The organism is Halomonas elongata (assembly GCF_029081005.1).
Taxonomy (GTDB): Bacteria; Pseudomonadota; Gammaproteobacteria; order Pseudomonadales; family Halomonadaceae; genus Halomonas; species Halomonas elongata_B.
This window is the reverse complement of the sequence record NZ_JAJQTQ010000027.1, coordinates 20,819-41,565: the sequence shown is the minus strand read 5'-3', so window position 1 is coordinate 41,565 and position 20,747 is coordinate 20,819. Positions and strand designations below refer to the sequence as shown.

At 63.8% G+C, this 20,747-nt stretch carries 23 protein-coding genes; all 23 read left to right on the top strand.

What is annotated here, in order from left to right; translation table 11 throughout:
* The first annotated feature begins 466 nt into the window (after positions 1-466).
* Positions 467-1,513: a pentapeptide repeat-containing protein gene (locus LU493_RS16175; protein WP_275288834.1), complete on the top strand. Its 1,047-nt coding sequence runs from the start codon at positions 467-469 to the stop codon at positions 1,511-1,513.
* A gap of 29 nt (positions 1,514-1,542) precedes the next feature.
* Positions 1,543-1,872 carry a hypothetical protein gene (locus tag LU493_RS16170; RefSeq protein ID WP_275288833.1) on the top strand — a complete coding sequence of 110 codons (330 nt, stop codon included), beginning with the start codon at positions 1,543-1,545 and terminating at the stop codon, positions 1,870-1,872.
* The gene (locus tag LU493_RS16165) at positions 1,869-2,063 is read left to right on the top strand and encodes a hypothetical protein (RefSeq protein WP_275288832.1); all 195 of its coding nucleotides are present in this window, start codon (positions 1,869-1,871) and stop codon (positions 2,061-2,063) included. Before LU493_RS16170 ends, LU493_RS16165 begins: the two co-directional genes overlap by 4 nt.
* Positions 2,064-2,171: 108 nt before the next feature.
* Positions 2,172-2,423: a hypothetical protein gene (locus tag LU493_RS16160; RefSeq protein WP_275288831.1), complete on the top strand. Its 252-nt coding sequence runs from the start codon at positions 2,172-2,174 to the stop codon at positions 2,421-2,423.
* Positions 2,420-2,764 (top strand): hypothetical protein, encoded by a 345-nt coding sequence (locus LU493_RS16155; RefSeq protein WP_275288830.1) that lies wholly within the window; start codon positions 2,420-2,422, stop codon positions 2,762-2,764. The genes LU493_RS16160 and LU493_RS16155 overlap by 4 nt, the downstream gene beginning before the upstream one ends.
* On the top strand, positions 2,761-3,156 hold the full coding sequence (locus LU493_RS16150) for a hypothetical protein (protein ID WP_275288829.1): 396 nt from the start codon (positions 2,761-2,763) through the stop codon (positions 3,154-3,156). Before LU493_RS16155 ends, LU493_RS16150 begins: the two co-directional genes overlap by 4 nt.
* Positions 3,157-3,229: 73 nt before the next feature.
* Positions 3,230-4,042, top strand: a complete 813-nt coding sequence (locus LU493_RS16145) for a hypothetical protein (protein ID WP_275288828.1) — start codon at positions 3,230-3,232, stop codon at positions 4,040-4,042.
* Positions 4,035-4,910: a hypothetical protein gene (locus LU493_RS16140; RefSeq protein WP_275288827.1), complete on the top strand. Its 876-nt coding sequence runs from the start codon at positions 4,035-4,037 to the stop codon at positions 4,908-4,910. The genes LU493_RS16145 and LU493_RS16140 overlap by 8 nt, the downstream gene beginning before the upstream one ends.
* A gap of 39 nt (positions 4,911-4,949) precedes the next feature.
* Positions 4,950-5,885 (top strand): recombination-associated protein RdgC, encoded by a 936-nt coding sequence (locus tag LU493_RS16135; protein WP_275288826.1) that lies wholly within the window; start codon positions 4,950-4,952, stop codon positions 5,883-5,885.
* A gap of 8 nt (positions 5,886-5,893) precedes the next feature.
* Positions 5,894-6,403, top strand: coding sequence for a single-stranded DNA-binding protein (locus LU493_RS16130; RefSeq protein WP_275288825.1), 510 nt, complete (start codon positions 5,894-5,896; stop codon positions 6,401-6,403).
* Positions 6,404-6,676: 273 nt separating this feature from the next.
* Positions 6,677-8,056, top strand: coding sequence for a DEAD/DEAH box helicase (locus LU493_RS16125; protein WP_275288824.1), 1,380 nt, complete (start codon positions 6,677-6,679; stop codon positions 8,054-8,056).
* A gap of 10 nt (positions 8,057-8,066) precedes the next feature.
* Complete coding sequence (locus LU493_RS16120; protein ID WP_275288823.1) at positions 8,067-8,951, top strand: DNA-methyltransferase; 885 nt, start codon at positions 8,067-8,069, stop codon at positions 8,949-8,951.
* Positions 8,952-8,954: 3 nt separating this feature from the next.
* A complete protein-coding gene (locus LU493_RS16115; RefSeq protein ID WP_275288822.1) occupies positions 8,955-9,230 on the top strand; it encodes a hypothetical protein in 276 nt (91 codons plus the stop codon).
* A 354-nt stretch (positions 9,231-9,584) separates the two neighbouring features.
* Positions 9,585-10,055: a hypothetical protein gene (locus LU493_RS16110; RefSeq protein WP_275288821.1), complete on the top strand. Its 471-nt coding sequence runs from the start codon at positions 9,585-9,587 to the stop codon at positions 10,053-10,055.
* Positions 10,048-10,359, top strand: coding sequence for a hypothetical protein (locus LU493_RS16105; protein ID WP_275288820.1), 312 nt, complete (start codon positions 10,048-10,050; stop codon positions 10,357-10,359). Before LU493_RS16110 ends, LU493_RS16105 begins: the two co-directional genes overlap by 8 nt.
* Positions 10,352-11,131 carry an HD domain-containing protein gene (locus LU493_RS16100; protein WP_275288819.1) on the top strand — a complete coding sequence of 260 codons (780 nt, stop codon included), beginning with the start codon at positions 10,352-10,354 and terminating at the stop codon, positions 11,129-11,131. The genes LU493_RS16105 and LU493_RS16100 overlap by 8 nt, the downstream gene beginning before the upstream one ends.
* 88 nt (positions 11,132-11,219) lie before the next feature.
* On the top strand, positions 11,220-11,504 hold the full coding sequence (locus LU493_RS16095; RefSeq protein ID WP_275288818.1) for a hypothetical protein: 285 nt from the start codon (positions 11,220-11,222) through the stop codon (positions 11,502-11,504).
* A 16-nt stretch (positions 11,505-11,520) separates the two neighbouring features.
* Positions 11,521-11,745 (top strand): DUF4224 domain-containing protein, encoded by a 225-nt coding sequence (locus LU493_RS16090; protein ID WP_275288817.1) that lies wholly within the window; start codon positions 11,521-11,523, stop codon positions 11,743-11,745.
* Positions 11,742-12,752 carry a tyrosine-type recombinase/integrase gene (locus LU493_RS16085; RefSeq protein ID WP_275288816.1) on the top strand — a complete coding sequence of 337 codons (1,011 nt, stop codon included), beginning with the start codon at positions 11,742-11,744 and terminating at the stop codon, positions 12,750-12,752. Before LU493_RS16090 ends, LU493_RS16085 begins: the two co-directional genes overlap by 4 nt.
* 85 nt (positions 12,753-12,837) lie before the next feature.
* Complete coding sequence (locus LU493_RS16080; protein WP_275288815.1) at positions 12,838-13,620, top strand: class II glutamine amidotransferase; 783 nt, start codon at positions 12,838-12,840, stop codon at positions 13,618-13,620.
* A 98-nt stretch (positions 13,621-13,718) separates the two neighbouring features.
* On the top strand, positions 13,719-15,389 hold the full coding sequence (locus LU493_RS16075) for an AMP-binding protein (RefSeq protein ID WP_275288814.1): 1,671 nt from the start codon (positions 13,719-13,721) through the stop codon (positions 15,387-15,389).
* A 163-nt stretch (positions 15,390-15,552) separates the two neighbouring features.
* Complete coding sequence (gene hrpA / locus LU493_RS16070) at positions 15,553-19,578, top strand: ATP-dependent RNA helicase HrpA (RefSeq protein ID WP_275288813.1); 4,026 nt, start codon at positions 15,553-15,555, stop codon at positions 19,576-19,578.
* A 37-nt stretch (positions 19,579-19,615) separates the two neighbouring features.
* Positions 19,616-20,737 (top strand): beta-ketoacyl-ACP synthase III, encoded by a 1,122-nt coding sequence (locus LU493_RS16065; protein WP_275288812.1) that lies wholly within the window; start codon positions 19,616-19,618, stop codon positions 20,735-20,737.
* Positions 20,738-20,747: the final 10 nt, after the last annotated feature.

Here is a 20,747-nt window from a genome sequence, read left to right as displayed (position 1 = left end):
CCAGGCTTTCTATCGCGCTGGCTATCGACTTGACGTCAAGGCGATTGCCTTGAGCGGCCCTAGAGCGAATGTCTGCCGCGAGCTGCCTCGCTTTGCTGGCCTTGACGCTGGCTCCGCCATCCCTGGGCTCGCCGCTGACTCTGCGCTGACCAATTCTTCGTTCCATTAGTTAACACCTCTTTCGCTACGCGATGTGTGGAAACTTCAGCGTAGCGCGAAGCGCGTCACCTGCGGAAGTGGTGAGGCAGCCGGGGCAGACCGGTACGCGGCAGCTGCGACAGTGGCGCCAAGCGCCCCGCCCCGGGCTGAGAATACGGGGCCATCGGGGAGCGTCCTTGCCGTTGGAAGCGGCACTCACACCGAGGGCGTTCCGCCGATGCATCTGCATCCCGGCGAGAGCCGGTCATCGATTCCCCTGCTTGCCGCCTCCGGGCGGCTTTTTTGATTCCAAATCCAGGAGGCGGCCATGAAGCCGATGAAACCCGAGGATATTGAGGCGGCATTGGCCGCCCATAAGCAGTGGCTGCAAGGCAGCGAAGACGGTGAGCGCGCCAACCTGGAGGACGCCAACCTGTGGGGCGCCAACCTGTGGCGTGCCAACCTGCAGGGCGCCAACCTGTGGGGCGCCAACCTGTGGGGCGCCAACCTGCGGGGCGCCGACCTGGAGCGCGCCAACCTGGAGGACGCCAACCTGTGGGGCGCCAACCTGTGGCGTGCCAACCTGCAGGGCGCCAACCTGCGGGGCGCCAACCTGCAGGGCGCCAACCTGTGGGGCGCCAACCTGGAGGACGCCAACCTGCGGGGCGCCGACCTGTGGCTTGCCAACCTGCAGGGCGCCAACCTGCGGGGCGCCAACCTGTGGCGTGCCAACCTGCAGGACGCCAACCTGCGGGGCGCCAACCTGTGGCGTGCCAACCTGCAGGGCGCCAACCTGCAGGGCGCCGACCTGCGGGGCGCCAACCTGTGGGGCGCCAACCTGTGGGGCGCCGACCTGCAGGGCGCCAACCTGCGGGGCGCCGACCTGGAGCGCGCCAACCTGGAGGACGCCAACCTGCGGGGCGCCAACCTGTGGCGTGCCAACCTGCAGGGCGCCAACCTGTGGGGCGCCGACCTGCAGGGCGCCGACCTGCGGGGCGCCAACCTGTGGGGCGCCAACCTGGAGGACGCCAACCTGCGGGGCGCCGACCTGTGGCGTGCCAACCTGCAGGGCGCCGACCTGGAGCGCGCCAACCTGGAGGACGCCGACCTGTGGGGGCTTGTTGGAAACCTGAATCACGTCAAGAGCCTGCAGGCCGACGGCTACATGGTCACCTACACCGCCGACATGATGCAGATCGACTGCCAGCGCCACTCTATCGAGAGCTGGTGGGCGTTCGACGACCGGAAAATCATCGAGATGGATGGCAAGCAAGCTCTCGACTGGTGGCGTCGCTGGAAGCCGCTACTACAGCAGATCATCGAGATGTCGCCCGCCGAGCCGACAAAAACCAACGAAAACGACGCCGCTGCATAGCGGCTTTTTTACGCCCATAGGAGGCCAGTATGCCCGCTACCACCATCACCGCTACCGCTATTGCATCCGCTCTGCTGGTCGCCAGCCCATTCACGGCTGAGGCGGCGGAGACGCAAGACCACCTCGAATACTGCAACGCCATCGGCAGCCTCGCCGAGCAGATCATGACCACCCGGCAGTCCGGCGTCCCCATGCAAGAGATGATCGCTGTCGACCCGAGCCATGACCTGGGCGTCGAGATGATCCGCGATGCGTTCGACACCAACCGCTACAACACCGCCGAGGTTCAGCAGCAGGTCATCACCGAGTTCTCCAACGACTGGTTCGCCGCCTGCCTGGACGCGACGGAGAGCGCATGAAGCCGCTCACCAAGCGCGACATCAACGACCGCAACGACCAAAAAGCCAACGACCGCTATGCACGGCGCCTCGACATCGACCGATGGTTCGAGCAGCGCCGGCTGGAGGAATCGTTGAAGGAGTCATGGGATGAACCCACTACGCGACGCCGCCGTCTGGGCGGTCGGGCTACTGCCCACGTCAGCGCCTGAGTGGCTGGTCGGGACGACGGTATTCATCGCCCTGATCGGCGCTTTGGCTGCGCTCACCGTGCCGCCATGCCTGGTGGTCGGCTACTGGATCAGCAAGAGGGATAGGTCATGAGCAACGAACAGATCATCGACGACATTCGCGGCCTGGTGCGTTCTATCCCGCGAGACATAGGCATGTACGCCAGCCTCAGCGAAGGCCGCGAGGCCAGCGGCGAAATCTTGCTGAGCGCCTACCTCGATGAGTCAAAGGGGCCGCGCATTATCCAGGCAGGTACGGCGCCGCAGAACGGCGAGCTCACCCTAGAGGAGATGCGCGAGGAGCTGCTGGCGTGGATCACCGACCGGAGGAAGGCGGCATGAACAGCATTGCACGAATCGGCACTGACACCATCGCTCCACGATTCCCCCATCTCCACCCGGACGCACTCGACGAGCGTGATCGCGAGGATGCGGCCATGAAGGCGTGGATCGAACGTTATGTAGACGACTGGGGTGACAGCGACCTTGTCGACGAGGGAACGACGTACAGCGGCCCGCAAGAGGCGTTCATCGAGCGCTATCCAGCCGCTCTGGCTGAGCTGATGCAGGCATTCCGCTCCGGCGATGACGAGCAGATACGGCACGCCGGCAAGCGGGCGGGGCGGGCGATGGAGCAGATCGTCAGAGAGCAGGCAGAAGCGAAAGCAAAGGAGGCGGCATGAGTGACCAGTCCAGCCGGGTCTACCCGGAATATCACAAGGAAGGCGTGCGCTTTCAGCTCTACAGCGACGGCACGGTCATGGTTTGGACCAAGGATCTGGAGCCGCGAGAGCTCGGAAAGCTATCCGTCAGCGGTGAAGACCGGCCTTGGATTCCGAAACACAAGAACTTCAACAGCCTGTGCCGCCAGTGGTTCAGGGAAGGCGACGTGGACGATCTGGTGTCCGAACAGCGCCGCATCTCGGACGCTCGGGGCATGAAGCGGAAGGCTGGCGAGGATCTGTACGAGGCGCTCAACGATTTACTCGCAGCAGTAGAGCGGAGTGTATGCGAAGGCAGCGGCCCAGCACAGGACAAAGCCCGCGCCGCACTAGCCAAGGCCCGAGGCGAATAAAGAAGCCGGCTCACCAGTGGCTGCTAGTGGCCGGCAGATGATCCATGGAACTGAATCCCGGAGAGCATACCCCATGACGCAGGATACTGACCACCTGTCGCTATGGCGGCAGGTCGAGAAGACCCCAACAACGGCGATCAAGCCCGCCGATGTCGATGGCCAGAATATCATGACGCTGGACCAGATCTATGTGATCCAGCTGGCCACCGATCTCTTCGGCCCCGCGGGCATCGGCTGGGGGTATCGCATCGAAGACGAGCGCTACGACCAGGGTGCGCCAGTCCTCGACGCAAAGACAGGCGGGCTGATCGCCCACGAGCAGACCCACACCGTCCGCTTAGTGCTCTGGTACCGCTGGCAGGGGGAGAAGGGAGAGGTCACCCAGTTCGGCCACACCCGCGCTGTATATCGCACGAGAAATGGACTCTGGAAGACCGACGGCGAGGCGCCGAAGAAGTCGGTCACCGACGCCATCAAGAAATGCCTGAGCCTGCTCGGCTTCGCCGCCGACGTCTACGGCGGGAAATTCGACAACCAGGGCTACCTGCAGGAGCGCCAGGCCGAGACCGAGCTTGAAATGGCCGAGGACTACGACGCCGCCCTCCAGGAGAAGCGCGACGAGTTCAAGGCTTGGCTCGAAAAGCAGTGCGAAGGCTTCGGCATGATCCCCCACCCCGCCAGTGTTCAGAAGGTGCTGGCTATCCAGGTCGAGCAGCTGCCACGCCGTGCCAGCGTCGCACGCCTCGACGAGGAAGCTGAGCGAGTCGCCCGTGAGCGTCTGAACAAAGCCGCCCAGGAAGCGATCGAGCAGCTCCGCCAGGCCAAAGCCGCGGAAAAGGCCGCCCACCAGAATCCCGAGGAGCCCAAGGAGACAACCCATGAGTAACGCTGCCGAGAAACTCGACACCCCTCAGCCCTACGCCGCCGAGTTGGTCGAGCTCAACGACGCCGAGAAGCAGCTGGCCGAGCTAAAAAAACGATATGGCCCAGTGCCTGATTACACGACCAAGCACGGATACGAGTCTGGTAAGAAGGCCATACAGGCGCTGACGAGAATGCGCACGGGCACCGATAAAGCCCGCCTCGCGATCACCAAGCCCCACCGCGATTTCATCGACATGGTGAATCAGCGTGCGAAGGGACTGATCGGCGAAGTCGAGCAACTGGAAGCCCCGCATCGGGAGGCCAAACGCGAGGTGGACGAGGCCGAACAACGTGCCAAAGAGGCGCGCATCGCCCAACTGCGCGAGCGCCTCGAGAAAGAAGTCACCAGCTACCTCGATACCGCCGAAGGGCTCGACTCCACCGGCCTGGCCGGCCTGATCGACGAAGCCGAGGCCATCGACACCGAGGGCTATTTCGACATCACCAAAGAGGCTGAGGACGAGAAGGCCCGGGTGCTGGCCACCCTGCGCGAACGGCACGCCGCTGCCCTAGAGCGTGAGCGCTTGGCCGCCGAACGCGAGGAGATCGAGTGGGAGCGTGCGGAACTTGAGCGCCTGCGCGCAGCCCAGCCCCCTACCGAGCCCGCACAGCCCACTGAGCCGTCCAATCCCGCAGAGCCTTCTGAACCAGCCGATCTCGACGACTGGGCGGGACTGGGTAGCGCTCTGCAGGACGTGCCGGCCGCCGATCCGTTCGGCGAGGCCTTGGAGGATCTGCAGGCGGTCACCGGGCTCGATGCCAGCCAGGCCGTCGACGTGCTGTCGGCCATCCAGCGCGGCGACATCCGTCACATCAGCCTGCAGCAGTAATCCACCCGGGGCCGGCAGGGCCCCGCCAGGAGATAGATCATGCGGTTCCGCAACCTACACTTGTACCGCCTGCACGACGCGCCCGGGTTGGACGACGCCTACCTCGAGGGGGTGCTGACCGCCCAGGCCTGCCGTCCGCTCGGCGGCAGCGAAGCCCGACGCATTGGCTGGTGTCCACCCGCTGGCCGGGCCGGCACCCAGCTCTGCCACGAGGCCCACGCCCAGCGGCTGCTGACTGCTGTGCGACAGGAGCGCCTGCTACCCGCCGGCGTGGTGCGCGAAGAAGTCGAGGAACGCGCCGAAGCCCTCGAGGCCGACGAAGGCCGCAAACTGCGCCGCCAGGAAAGGCTCTCCCTCAAGGAGCAAGTCTACGAGGAGCTGCTGCCCCAGGCCTTCGTGCGTAGCACGAGGATCGACCTGTGGTGGGACACCCGCCGCGGACTGATCGGCATCAACACCAGCAGCCGGAAGCGTGCCGAGGAAGTGCTCGACTTGCTGCGCGAGACGTTGGGCAGTCTGCGCGTCACCCCGCTGGCCACCAACACCCTACCCATGCGGGCCATGACCAGTTGGCTCAGCGACCCGGGCACACGGCCCGCCGAGATGGAGATCGGCGACACGGTGGAGCTCAAGGCCAAGGGCGATGATGGCGTGATCCGAGGCCGGCAACTCGACCTGGATAGCGACGAGATCCATAGCCACCTGGAATGCGGTCGTCAGGCCAGCAAGCTTGCCTTGGGCATCGAGAGCATGATCCGGTTCGTGCTCCACGACGACCTGACCATCAAATCAATCCGGTTCGACGACGCGGTGATTGACGAGGCTGCCCAGCAGGACGATGGCGACGACCCCATTGCTCGCCTCGAGGCCGACTTCTCGATCATGGCTCATGTGCTGGGCATCACCGCCGTTACCCTGCTCCAGTGGCTGGGTGGCGAGGCCCAGGCTGGTGCCGACTTCCCCTCAGCAGCTTAGGAGGCCCCATGGCCCGTGGCATCAACAAGGTCATCCTGATCGGCAATGTCGGCCAGGACCCCGAGGTTCGTTTCACCCAAGGAGGAACGCCAGTAGCCAATATCGGCCTGGCAACGTCAGAGACCTGGACCGACAAGAACAGTGGCCAGAAGCAGGAAAAGACCGAATGGCATCGACTGATCCTGTTCCGAAAACTGGCCGAGATCGCCCAGCAGTACGTCCGCAAGGGATCGAAGCTCTACGTCGAGGGGCGACTGCAGACACGGAAGTGGCAAGACCAGAGCGGTCAGGATCGTTACGTCACGGAGATCATTGTCAACGATCTGCAGATGCTCGACTCCCGGCAAGGGCAGCCACAGGGCAGCGCCCAGCCCCAGCAGCAGCACTCACAGAGCGGCTATTTCGACCAGCAACGGCAGTACCAGCAACAACAGGCCGCGCCTCCGAATCCTCCAGGAGGGGGCGACTTCGACGACGAGATCCCATTCGCCCCCATGCACCCGCTGATGGGCGGCTGACACCACCGACATCCTCCCCCGGCCGCTAACCGAGGCTGCTCGCCAGGACGGGCCGGCCGGGACAGCAACACCCAATATCCACGGGCAGCGGCGATACCGCGAACTCCCCGCTCTACCTTCGCCACCAGTCCGGCAGATCGGTCGGAGTGGCGCTGGCGGGCGGACCACGTGCGTGGCAGCGGTAGGCAATGTCGTGCGCCGCGACGAGATAGCGGCTTCAGAACAGCAACGAGCCTCGGCAATGCCGGGGCTTTTTCATGCGCGGAGATCTTCATGAACATCGAGTATCTCGATTTCGTTATGAGCAAGACCAAGCACGACCAGCCGAGCGGCTTCGAGTGCGCCGACGTTGGTTTCGGCGGCCTGCCGCTCAAGGGTTTCCAGGAGCACATCATTCGCTGGGCTCTGCGTCGTGGCCGGGCGGCCATCTTCGCCAACACTGGCATGGGCAAGACCGCTATGCAGGTGACATGGGCGGGGCATGTGGCCGAATACACCGGCCTGCCGGTGCTGATCGCCGCCCCGCTGTGCGTGGCTCGCCAGACCCAGCAGGAGGCGAGCAAGTTTGGCGTCCATGTCGAGTACGTGCGGGACATGCCCGCTGCGCCGGACGGTGTCTACGTCACCAACTACGAGATGCTCGACAACTTCGATCCTGAGGCCTTCGCCGGCATCGTCCTGGATGAATCAAGCATCCTCAAGAACCGCGACGGCAATACCCGGCGCAAGATCATCGACGACTGGAAGCTCTGCCCCTACCGGCTGTCATGCACGGCCACGCCATCGCCCAACGATCACATGGAGCTCGGCAACCAAGCCGAATTCCTGGGGGTCATGGGGATGGACGAGATGCTGGCCATGTTCTTCACCCATGACGGCGGCGACACCAGTAAGTGGCGCCTCAAGGGCCACGGACGCAAGAAGTTCTGGCAGTGGCTGGCGTCCTGGGCAGTGACCATCCGGCTGCCGTCGGACATTGGTTTCGAGGACGACGGCTACATTCTGCCGACCCTGCACACCCACGAGCACCTGGTGGCCAGCGAGTACGGCGACGACATGTTCACCAGCATCGCGCAGAGCCTCAGCGAGCGGCGCCAGGCGAAGAAAGAGACGCTCGAGCAACGGGTGGCCAAGGTCGCCGAGATCGTCGCGCAAGAGCCGGACGAGCCATGGTTGGTGTGGTGCCACACCAACGACGAATCGGAGTCTCTGGCCAAGGCGATCCCGAGCGCCATCGAGGTGCGCGGCAGCGACAGCCTCGAGAGGAAGGAGCGGGCCATCAATGGATTTCTCGACGGAAGTGTCAGAGTGCTGGTCACCAAGCCCAGCATCGCCGGCATGGGCCTGAACCTGCAGCACTGCGCCCGCATGGCCTTCGTCGGCCTAGATGACTCGTTCGAGCAGATGTACCAGGCCGTGCGCCGTTGCTGGCGATTCGGCCAGGATCGGGAAGTGCACAGCCATATCGTTAGCGCCGAGAGCCTGGGCGCCATCAAACACAACGTCGAGCGCAAAGAGCGCCAGATGGAAGACATGCAGGCCGCCATGGTCGAGCACATGCGCGACGCCATGGACGCCGGCCAGGCTGCCGCCATCGAGAAGACCGACTATCACCCCACTGTTGATATGGAGCTACCCGACTGGGTGGCATAAGGAGCCGACCATGCAAGGCAAGGTCTTGAATCAGGAACTGGGCGCCGACTGGGCGATGTACCACGGTGACTGCGTGCACGTCATCGGGAACATGCCGGACGAGAGCATCGATTACAGCATCTTCAGCCCGCCCTTTGCGTCGCTCTACACCTACAGCAACAGCGACTTCGATATGGGCAACGTCCAGGACGATGACGAATTCAGCGCGCAGTTCCAGTACCTGGTGCGTGAGCTTTATCGAGTTACTAAGCCAGGAAGACTCCTTTCGTTTCATGTAATGAACCTGCCGGCTTCGAAGGTTCGGGACGGCTACATCGGTCTCAAGGATTTTCGGGGTGACCTGATCAAGGCCTTCGTCGCTGAAGGATGGATCTTCCACTCGGAGGTCTGCATCTGGAAAGACCCGGTGACCGCCATGCAGCGCACCAAGGCACTGGGGCTGCTGCACAAGCAGATCAAGAAAGATTCGGCGATGAGTCGCCAGGGCATCCCCGACTACCTGGTCACCATGCGCAAGCCGGGCGAGAACCCCGAGCCAGTCAGCCACACCAACGAGAGCTTCCCGGTCGAGCGCTGGCAGCGCTACGCCTCGCCAGTGTGGATGGACATCAATCCCAGTCGCACCATGCAGTACCGAGAGGGTCGCGACCCGGACGATGAGCGCCACATTGCGCCGCTGCAACTCGACGTGATCGAGCGCGCCATCGACCTTTGGACCAACCCCGGCGACACCGTGCTGAGCCCATTCGGCGGCATCGGCAGCGAGCCAGTGAGCGCCGTAAAGATGGGGCGCAAGGCCGTGGCCGTCGAGCTCAAGGAAAGCTACTGGAATCTGGCCGTCAAGAACCTACGCGACGCCGACCAGGAGCCCGCCGACCTGTTTTCAGCGGGGTGACGCATGACCACATCATTCAAGCCGAGCCTCGCCCCGGTCCAGCCACCGGGCTGCCGCGCCCGGCTCAATACGAGCTATCAGCTCGAGATGCTGCGCTGGCGACTGCCGATGCCGTTCACGATGCCGGACCTGAGCCGCTGCATTGCCAGCCGAGGCGGTCGAGCCGAGCGTCACGCGGCCACGCTGGCCGAGGCGACGATTCGGGACTGGCTGCGCCGTGGATATATCGAATCAGCCGGCATGCTGGCCGGGCTTCCGAGCTACAGGAGGACCCCATGACACGACTCTATACGCCAGACCTCGCCGGCAGCGGCCAGTTCGGCATCTGCGCTCACTGCGGACTGGACCCAACACCCGAGGGCCGCGATGGCTGCATCGGCACACTGCCCGAGCACATCGTCATGAATGCCTGCTGTGGCCACGGGAATCGCCGGCAGGCCTATCTCCAATACTGGACCGGCGCAGTCATCCGTGGCGAGGACGCCATCGAGAAGATGCAGCGCCTGGGAGTCGAGCCATGCTCATCTACATCGCCATCGGCATCCCCATCGGCGTCGTGCTGACGCTGGGGATTGAGGCGCTGCTGTTCTGCATCGGCGCGCGGAAGATGAATTCGAGAGGGGAGGAGGAGTGATGCCGAGAGTGACGTTTATTCCGCGCCATGTAGCGGAATCCATGAGCCCGCCGCACGACACGCGTCACCTGCTGATCAGCATTGCGCAACCCGGCGGCAAGCCCGCCATCAACCACTGGGCGAATCGCGAGCGTTTCCGGTTCGATGATGTGGAGACGCCGGTTCCCGGTGCGGTGATGTTCACCGTCGACGACGCCAAGCCGCTGCTCTGGGTACTGTCGTGCGTGCGCCCGGACGACCTGTACGTCCACTGCGACGCCGGCATGAGCCGGTCTGCAGCGGTGGCCAAGTGGATGGCGGATCGGCGCGGCTACGGCATGTGGCTGCACCCCGAGGGAATCGGCACCGTCGAGCACTACAACCGGCACGTTTATCGCACGCTGGACGCGGCAGATGGCCGGGATATGGCGGCGTATTACGCCGACATGGAGCGGCAGGACAGGATGATGGGGGGGGGTGGTGGTGAGTGATTTCGAGTTAACGCGACGTGCGTTCAAAAGCGCTTTCCACGGCGCCGAGCTGATGGATGACAAGGACATGCTGCACAAGTGGTCCCCGCTAACAGACGACGGCGACGCTTTCCGGCTGATGGCCGCGTTGAATCTCAATCTGGGATTTGATGGAACGGAGCAAGGCGTCGAAGTCGCGGTGATGGCCGTCTGGGATGGTGGGCCAGATGCAGTGAGCGAGGTATTCGAGGGCAACGATGCTGCGCCTGCAATGCGTCGCGCCATCGTCCGGGCCGCTGCAGCTATGGGAGAAGCACATGACTGACCTGATAATGCGCGCAGCCATCTACAGCCGGGCGGCGCACCAGGCTGTGGGGCAACGCCGCAAGTACACCGGCGAGCCTTATCATCTACATCCAAAGGCAGTCGCCAAGACAGTGGAGAGCATTGGTGGCACGCCCGAGATGGTCGCTGCCGCTTATCTGCACGACGTCGTGGAGGATACGCATGTCACGTTCAGGGCTCTCGTGCACGAATTCGGGCCGACCGTGGCCGGCTACGTATTCGATCTGACGGATCAATTCATCGATCCCGACTGGGGCAACCGGGCGCAGCGTAAAGCAATGGAGCGCGATCGGTTGGCCCGGATCAGCGCCGAGGCTCAGACCATCAAGCTGGCCGACCTGATCGACAACACGCAAAGCATCGTTGAACGCGACCCCGGATTCGCCCGAGTCTACATGGCCGAGAAGCGAGAGCTGCTGAAAGTGATGCGGGCCGGCGACTCCCATTTGCTCGAGCTGGCCTGGGGGGTCGTCGACACTTACTTCGGGAGGCGAGATGCAGAAACGCACGGATGCGTAAGCAGCGCAGCGATACTCGATAACAGCCGCCACCAGGGCGGCATTTTTGTATCTGGAGGTAGGGATGGAGATTCCAGACGAAGCCGTGGAGCGCTTCCATACCAAGTACCAACGGAATCCCGCGACGGGCTGCTGGGAATGGACCGATGCGCTCAGTTCGCGCGGCGGGTACGGGCGGCTCAAGGTCGGCAGGGTGGCAGTCCGGGCTCATCGGGCATCGTATCTGATCCATAAAGGCCCGATCCCCGAGGGCCTGGTGGTCTGCCACACCTGCGATAACCCGGCTTGCGTCAACCCTGACCACCTCTGGCTGGGCACCCACATGGACAACACGCAGGACATGATCAGCAAAGGTCGCGAGCGTTACCCAGGATTGCCAGGGGAGCGGAATCCGAGGTCAGTACTGAGCCGGCGCAAGGTCGAGCAGATCATCCAGCGGATCACAAAAGGGCAGACCAACAAGCGGATTGCCATCGAGTTTGGTGTGACGCACGCCACGGTTAGCTTGATCCGGCGCGGGAAAATATGGACCGACGTGCCACGACCCGACGATCCAACGTTTGCCCACTACGCAGCACTCAAGGCCGCCAACAAGGCGGCCTCTTAGTTTCCGGGAGGTCGATATGGAGCTGGTACTATCACGCAAGGAGGTGAGGGAGCTGACAGGCTGCGCCCAGCGTGCCAGGCAGCGACAGCACCTCGACGCCATGGGAATCCCTTACGTGGTGAGGGCGGACGGCTGGCCGGTCATTGATCGGCAGGCCTACCATCAAGCAATGGGCTACGAGGCAGCGAACGATGCCGGACACCCGAAAGCAGTATTGAACCTGGAGGCCTTGGACGGATGAGCAAGCTCCCCTCGCGCTGGGCGTGGAAGCATGGCGCGTACTATTACCGCCCGCGTCAGCACGAGCGGGCCGCCTTCGACAACAAAAGCTGGTTCCGCCTGGGCGAGAGCTACACCGAGGCCCTGCGCGCCTTCGCGGATCGCATGGACATCCAGACGGGTGACAAGCTGGAAGAATTGATCGATCGCTACACGGTCGAGGTGTTGCCGACGCTGAGCTATAGCGCCCAGAACAACTACCGGCAGAGCCTGAGAAGGCTGCGCCCGACCATGGGGTCTAACCCCGTGGCAGTGATCGTGCCGCGACTGGTTTATCAGTACATGGACGAAGTGCAGCGCCGTAAGTCGATGCACTTGGCGAACCAGGACTTGAAGGTGCTGAATCGCGTGCTTGATTTCGCTGTCAGGTGGGGCGTCATCGACCGCCACCCCATTAAGGGGCTGGTGAAAGCCTATGGGAAGCGAGATGGCCTTCGGAGAGGGCGGGATAGATACGTTGAGGACTGGGAGCTGGCGGCGTGGCAGACTGTAGCGACACGCCAGCAGCGGGCGTTCGCGGCCATCATCCTGCTGACTGGCATTCGTAAGTCGGACTGCCTGCGGCTGATGGAGAACCATGTCGGCGAGAAAACGCTGACGGTGCAGGTGGCCAAGACAGGCAACAGCATCGACTTCGTCCTGACCGACGCACTGCATGCCGCCATCGCTGAGGCACGATCCTGCAAGCCCAAGCTGTCGCTTTACCTGCTGCCGAACCGGCGAGGCCGCTGCTACGTCAATGAAGACGGGCTGACCCAGACTTGGGACGGCAGGTGGCGGGCCATTATGGAAAAGGCGTTGGAATCGACGGATCTCGAGCAGGCCTTTACGCAGCATGACCTGCGGGCGAAAGTGGGATCGGATGCCGAAAATGATGCTCGGGCGCAGGAATTGCTCGATCATACGAGCGTGGCCGTCACCCGTCAGCACTACCGTCGGAAACGCCAGGCGATCAAGCCGGTGAAGTAGGGATTGTGAGACACCTCGCATATCGTGAGACAAGGGAAGGTGCAAGTGTCAGAGTTTAAAGGATTATTTGGAGGCAAGGGGTTCCATGTGTGAATTGCTCGGCATGAGTGCCAATGTGCCCACCGATATCTGTTTCAGCTTCTCCGGGTTTCTGCACCGTGGCGGCGGCACCGGGCCGCATCGGGACGGCTGGGGCATTGCCTTCTACGAGGCCGGCGGTTATCGCGATTTCCGCGATCCCCATCCGTCGGTCGACTCGCCGATCGCTCGTTTGATCTGCGACTACCCGATCAAGTCCCATGTCGTCATCAGTCACATCCGCCAGGCCAATGTCGGGGAAGTGCGGCTGGCCAATACCCATCCCTTCACCCGGGAAATGTGGGGGCGTCCCTGGTGCTATGCCCATAATGGGCAGCTCAGCCGCGAATGGGCGGACCTGCCCTTGTCGTTCTATCGACCGGTAGGGAATACCGACAGCGAGCATGCCTTCTGCTGGTTGATGGGCGAACTGCGCCGAGCCTTTCCCGAGCCGCCGGACGACCCCGAGGCACTCTGGCGCTACCTGCATCGGCTCTGCGAGCGACTCCGGACCTATGGCGTCTTCAATCTGCTGCTCGCCGACGGCGAATACCTCTACACCTACTGCTCGACCAAGCTGGCGCACATCACCCGGCGGGCGCCTTTCGGCCGGGCGAGTCTTTCCGATGCGGAGCTGGCGGTGAACTTCGCCGAGCACACCACGCCCGACGATGTGGTGTCGGTCATCGCCACCGAACCGCTCACCGACAACGAGGACTGGGTGTGCATGGCCCCCGGCGAGCTGCTGGTCTGGCGCGATGGCGACATCCAGGGTCGCTATCAAACGTAAGTTTCAATCATCTGTTTTACTGCAAGGTCTTGCTGGTATAGGGTAGTCCCAGAATAACAATGGCCGACCCTGGGTCGGCGCGAATCGTGGAGAACGCCATGAACGAGCACGCCAACCCGGCCATTCTCAATGGCCCCGATATGGAAGGCGCCGGCGACTACGCCTCGGTGCTGGATGTCTTTCACGCCAGCGTCGAGCGCTTCGCCGACAACAGCGCCTTCAGTTGCATGGGCCAGACCCTCAGCTATGGCGAACTGGACCGCCTCTCCGGCGATTTCGCCGCCTGGTTGCAGCACGAGACGAGCCTCGAACCCGGCGACCGCATCGCCATCCAGCTCCCGAACACATTGCAGTTCCCGGTGGCGGTGTTTGGCGCCCTGCGGGCCGGATTGGTGGTGGTCAACACCAATCCCCTGTACACCGAACGGGAAATGGCCCACCAGTTCAAGGACTCGGGGGCACGGGCCATCGTCATCCTGGCCAATATGGCCGACAAGCTGGAGCGAGTGCTGGAGCGTACCGATATCGAGCACCTGGTGGTGACCGAGCTTGGTGATCTGCACGGGTTTCCCAAGCGCCAGTTGATCAATAGCGTCGTCAAGTACGTCAAGAAGATGGTGCCGGCCTATGGTCTGCCGCAGGCCGTTCCCTTGCGGCGTGCCTTGCGACTCGGTGCCGGCCTGGAGCATCGCGAGGCGAGCCGTGGCGCCGACGATATCGCGGCCCTGCAGTACACCGGCGGTACCACGGGACTTGCCAAGGGGACCATGCTGACCCATGGCAATCTGGTGGCCAACATGCTTCAGGCTCGCCAGGCCATCGGCAAGGGGCTACGCGAGGGAGGCGAGACTATCATCGCCCCTTTGCCCGTCTACCATATCTACACCTTCACGGTGAACTGCCTGTTCATGCTGGAAACGGGCAACCATTCGGTGCTGATCACCAACCCCCGTGACCTGAAGGCTTTCGTCAAGGAGCTGAAGTCACTCGACTTCTCCGGGTTCATCGGCCTCAACACCCTGTTCAATGCCCTGTGCAACCGCGAGGACTTTCGTGCCCTGGACTTTTCGTCGTTGCGGCTGACCATCTCCGGTGGCATGGCCTTGACCAAAGCGGCGGCTAAGCGCTGGGAGGAAGTGACCGGCTGTGCCGTCGCGGAAGGGTATGGCCTGACCGAGACCTCGCCCATCGTCAGCTTCAATCCGGTCGATGCCATTCAGCTCGGGACCATCGGCAAGCCGGTGGCCGGTACCTCGGTGAAGGTGGTGGATCTCGACGGCAATGATCTGCCCCTCGGCGAGGCCGGCGAGCTGTGCGTTCGAGGCCCCCAGGTGATGAAGGGCTACTGGAACCGCGACGAGGAGACCGCGAAGGCGATCGATGCCGAGGGCTGGTTTCACACCGGCGATATCGCCGTGCTGCAGGACGATGGCTATATTCGCATCGTCGATCGCAAGAAGGACATGATCCTGGTGTCCGGTTTCAACGTGTATCCCAACGAGGTCGAGGACGTGGTGGCCATGCATCCCGGCGTGGTGGAATCCGCTGCCGTGGGCGTGCCGGACGAGGATAGCGGTGAGGCGATCAAGCTGTTCGTGGTGGCCAAGGATCCGCAACTCGATGCCGAGACCCTGCGTAGCTGGTGCAAGCAGGAACTCGCCGCCTACAAGGTGCCGCGTCAGGTCGTGTTCCGCGACGAGCTGCCGAAGACCAATGTCGGCAAGGTGCTGCGTCGTCAGTTGCGCGACGAGGATAGCGAAAGCCCGTGACCAATTGGCGCCTGGCCTCGGGGCTGATCCGTTGACGTGCTGGCGCCCCTCGTCAGCGTCAACGGCGATAGCTCCGGGACTGGTCCGGCTCGATTAGGCGGCGTACCCGGGGTGGCGTTACAATCTCGCCAGCGCCAACGATCACCGGAGTCATCGAGCCATCGTGAGTAGTAGCCCCCAGACCGACCAAGCCAACGACGCTTCCCGAACCGACCTCGATGCCTTGAAGGCCCTGCAGCGTGAGCTCGATGGCGTTCAACTGCGAGACGCCCACCGTTTGGGCAAGCGTCTCGCCGGATTGACCAGGCGTTTTCGACAAGGCAAGCCCGTGGATCGCGGGCTGGTCGAGGTGCGCCGCGAGATAGAACGATCGCGAAACCGGGTCGAGGCGCGCGCCGCGCGTCCGGTGCACCTGGACTACCCTGAACAACTGCCGGTTTCCGAGCGGCGTGAGGATATCCTCGAGGCCCTGCGTGACCACCAGGTCGTGGTGGTGGCCGGCGAGACCGGTTCGGGCAAGACCACCCAGTTGCCCAAGCTGTGCCTGGAGCTCGGCCTTGGCCGGCGGGGACTCATCGGCCATACCCAGCCAAGGCGTCTGGCGGCGCGTTCCGTGGCGACCCGTCTGGCGGAGGAAATGCAGGTGCCGCTCGGCGAGCAGGTCGGCTACCAGGTGCGTTTCACCGACCAGACGGCGGAGGCCACCCGGGTCAAGTTGATGACCGATGGCATCCTGTTGGCCGAGACGCGCCATGATCCCGATCTTTCCCGCTACGAGGCGATCATCATCGACGAGGCGCATGAGCGCAGCCTCAATATCGATTTCCTGCTCGGCTATCTCAAGCGGCTGCTGTCGCGCCGCCCGGATCTCAAGGTGATCATTACCTCGGCGACGATCGATGTGGAGCGCTTCGCCGCGCATTTCGCCATCGAAGATACCGACGGAAAGGCTCGGCCGGCGCCGGTGGTGGAAGTCTCCGGGCGCGCCCACCCGGTGGAGGTACGTTATCGTCCGCTGATTCGCGACGAGGCAGATGAGGAGGACCGTACCCTCCAGGAAGGCATCCTGCACGCGGTGGAGGAAATCGAGACCATCGAGCGCGAGAAGCGCTGGTTCCATGGCCCTCGGGACATCCTGGTGTTCCTGCCCGGCGAGCGCGAGATTCGCGAGACCGCCGACACCCTGCGGCGCGCCGACCTGCGCGACACCGAGATCCTGCCGCTCTACGCGCGGTTGTCCAATGCCGAGCAGAATCGCGTCTTCGCTCCTCACAAGGGGCGGCGCATCGTGCTGTCGACCAATGTCGCCGAGACCTCGCTCACTGTGCCGGGCATCCGTTACGTGATCGATCCGGGCCTGGTGCGCATCAGTCGCTACAGTTACCGCGCCAAGATCCAGCGCCTGCCCGTGGAGCCGATCAGCCAGGCCAGCGCCAACCAGCGCAAGGGCCGCTGTGGACGCATCGCGGAGGGGGTGTGCATTCGTCTCTACGACGAGGAAGACTTCCTGGGACGTCCGGAATTCACCGATCCGGAGATCCGGCGCACCAACCTGGCCTCGGTGATCCTCTCGATGCTGTCGCTCAAGCTCGGCGACATCTCGGCCTTTCCCTTCGTCGACCCGCCGGACTCGCGTTTCGTCACCGATGGCTTTCGCTTGCTGTTCGAGCTCGGGGCGGTGGATGACGGGCAACGCCTCACGCCGATGGGCAAGCGCCTGGCACGCTTGCCCATCGACCCCCGCCTGGCACGCATGCTGCTGGCCGGCGCCGAACAGGGCGGCCTGCGCGAGGTGCTGATCGTGGTCTCGGCGCTGGCTACCCAGGACCCTCGTGAGCGGCCGGCCGACAAGCGCGAGGCCGCCGACCAGGCGCATCGGCGCTGGCAGGATCCGGATTCCGACTTCATGGCCTTGCTCAATCTCTGGAATGGCTTCGAGGTGGCCCGCGAAGCGCTTTCCGGCAATCGCCTGCGTCGCTGGTGCCGCGAGCACTACCTGAACTATCTGCGGCTGCGCGAATGGCACGATACCTTCCGCCAGCTGCGCCAGTTGCTGCGCGACATGGATATCGAGGTACCGGCGAAGCCCGATCGACCGGCCGCCAGTGCCGATGACAAGGCCGATGAGGAGGCTCGTCGGGAGAGTGCTGCACAACTGCACAAGGCGCTGTTGCCGGGGCTGTTGTCGCACCTGGGCCAGTTTCTCGAGAATCGCGAGTATCTGGGAGCGCGCAATCGCAAGTTCATGATCCATCCGGGCTCGGGTCTGGCGAAGAAGACGCCCAAGTGGCTGATGGCCTTCGAACTGGTCGAGACGTCTCGGCTGTTCGCCCGCACCGTGGCACGCATCGATCCGAAATGGATCGAGCCCGAGGCCAAGCATCTGGTCAAGCGCAGCTACAGCGAGCCGCACTGGGAAATGAAACGCGCCCAGGTGGTGGCCTTCGAGCAGGTGACCCTGTTCGGCCTGCCCATCGTCGCCCGCCGGCGTGTCCATTACGGCCCCATTGCACCGCAGGAATCCAGGGAACTGTTCATACGCCGGGCGCTGGTCGAAGGCGAGTTCAAGACGCGCGGTGAGTTCTTCGCCCACAACCGGGCACTGGTGGAGGAGGTCGAAGACCTCGAGGATCGTGCCCGCAAGCGTGACATCCTGGTCGATGAAGAGGCGTTGTTCGATTTCTACGATGCTCGCATTCCCGAGGATGTCGTCAACGGCAAGGGGTTCGAGGCTTGGCGCAAGAAAGTCGAGCGCGATGACCCCGATATCCTCAAGTTCGATCGTCAGGCGCTGTTCGCGCGTCAGGCCGAGGAGGTCACCGAGTCGGACTACCCCGACGAGCTTTCGCTGGGGGGCGTGCGCTATCCGCTGGCCTATCACTTCGCCCTCGGTGCAAAGGACGATGGCGTGACACTGACGGTACCGGCGGCCATGTTGCCGCAGTTGCCTGCGGGGCGTCTGGAGTGGCTGGTGCCGGGGTTGCTGCGCGAGAAATGCATCAGCCTGCTCAAGTCATTGCCCAAGTCCATACGCCGCCAGGTGGTACCGATCCCGGACTGGGTGGATGCCGCTCTGCAGGCCATGACGCCGGACGACACGCCGCTCACCGACGCACTGGGGGAGTTCCTGCGTCGCAAGACTGGTGCCCGCCCGCATCCCGACGACTGGCGACTCGATCAGCTCGAACCCCACTTGATCATGAACCTGCGGGTGGTCGATCACGAAGGCCGAGAGCTCGGGCAGGGGCGCGATGTCCGCGAGCTCGAGAGACGCTTCGAGGAAGCGGCGGGGCAGGGTGCCCAGGCACTGGCCGAGCAGACCAGCGAAGGGCGATCGCTCGACAGCCTGCCGGAGACGGCGCTGCCCGAATCCCGGGTCACCACCCAGGCGGGCATTCGCGTCGAGGCCTTCCCGGCGGTGGTCCCACGAGGCGATGCCCTGGACGTCGAACTCTTCGATCATCCCGACAAGGCTCGGGAGGCGCATCGTCGGGGGGTGGTGCGGGCTGCCATGACGCGTCTGCCCGATCAGGCCAGGGCCATCGAGCGACTGGACGGCATGAAACCCTGCGCCCTGCTGTTCACCAAGGTCGGCAGCAAGCGACAGCTCAGCGACGATGTCGTGGCGGCGGCCTTCCGTCAGGTCGTGGCAGTGGATCCCTTGCCTCGTTCGGCAGACGAGCTCGAGCAACGCCTGTCGGCATGTCGCGCGGACCTGGTGCCCAGGGCGGAGGCACTGCTGGCCACCCTGGAGAAGGCCCTCGAGGGGCACCTGGCGGTGACCAAGGCGTTGAAGGGCAATCTGAACCTGTCCCTGGCCCTGGTATACAGTGATCTCAAGGCCCAGATGCAGCGCCTGGTGTATCCCGGCTTCGTCAGTGAAGCGGGTGAATGGCTGGAGGAGTATCCTCGCTATATGGAAGCCGCCCGCATTCGCCTCGAGAAGGCGCCGAGGGAGCGCATGCGCGATCAGATGCACATGCAGGAAGTACAGGATTTCGAGGCGCGCCTTGCCACGCGACGCGAAAGCGAGCGACGCGGCGAGGTGGAAGACCCGGCACTGGTCGAATTCGGCTGGTGGATCGAGGAGTTACGGGTCTCGCTGTTTGCCCAGCAATTGGGGACCAGGATGCCGGTATCGGCCAAGCGCCTGGAGAAGCGTTGGGCGGAAATCACCGGACGCCACTGAGGCGCGCGGCTCACGAGCCGCAGAGAAGGAGAATCGCATGACCCAAGTGGTAATCACCGGTACGGGGCTCTTCACGCCGGAACACGCCATCGACAATGCCGCCCTGGTGAAGACCTTCAATGCCTGGGTGGAAGCCGAGAATGCCCGTCAGGCCGAGGCCATTGCCGCGGGCGAGCGGGCACCGCTTCAGCCATCCAGTGAAGCCTTCATCGTCAAGGCGTCGGGGATTCATAGCCGCTATGTACTGGACGCCGAGGGGATCCTCGATCCCGAACGGATGCGGCCGAGGTTGCCGGCGCGCGACGACGATGCGCTCTCCCTCCAGGGCGAGATGGGGGTTGCTGCCGCCACCGAGGCCCTTGAGGCCGCCGGCGTGACGGCCGGCGATATCGACCTGGTGATCGTTGCCTGTTCCAACCTGGAGCGCGCCTATCCGGCCGTGGCCGTGGAGCTGCAGGCGGCGCTGGGCGCCGGAGGCCATGCCTACGACATGAACGTCGCCTGCTCGTCCGCCACTTTTGCCATCGACGCCGCGACCAACGCCATTCGCGCTGGCTCGGCCAGCCGCGTACTGGTGGTCAGTCCCGAGATCTGTTCGGCGCACCTCAATTTCCGCGATCGTGACAGCCACTTCATCTTCGGTGATGCCTGTACGGCCATCGTACTGGAAGACGAGGCCGTGGCCACGGCCGAATCCCGCTTCGAGGTGCTGGGCACGCGTCTGGTGACGCGTTTTTCCAATGCCATTCGCAATAATGCCGGGTTCCTCAACCGTGTTACCGACAGTGATCCCCTGGCTGCCGACAAGCTGTTCATCCAGGAAGGGCGCCGGGTGTTCAAGGAGGTCTGTCCGCTGGTTGCCGGCTTGATCGATGAGCACCTGGAAAGCCTCTCGCTGAGCAGCGGCGACCTGTCGCGCCTGTGGTTGCATCAGGCCAACCGCCACATGAACGACCTGATCGCCCGACGCGTGCTGGGCCGGGACCCGTCACCGGAAGAGGCGCCGGTCATTCTCGACCGTTATGCCAATACCAGCTCCGCCGGGTCGATCATTGCCTTTCACCTGCATCGCGCCGATCTGGCGCCGGGTGCCCTGGGGGTGGTGTGTTCCTTCGGCGCGGGCTACAGTGCCGGCAATGTCGTGGTGCGTCGCCGCTGACGGCAAGGAA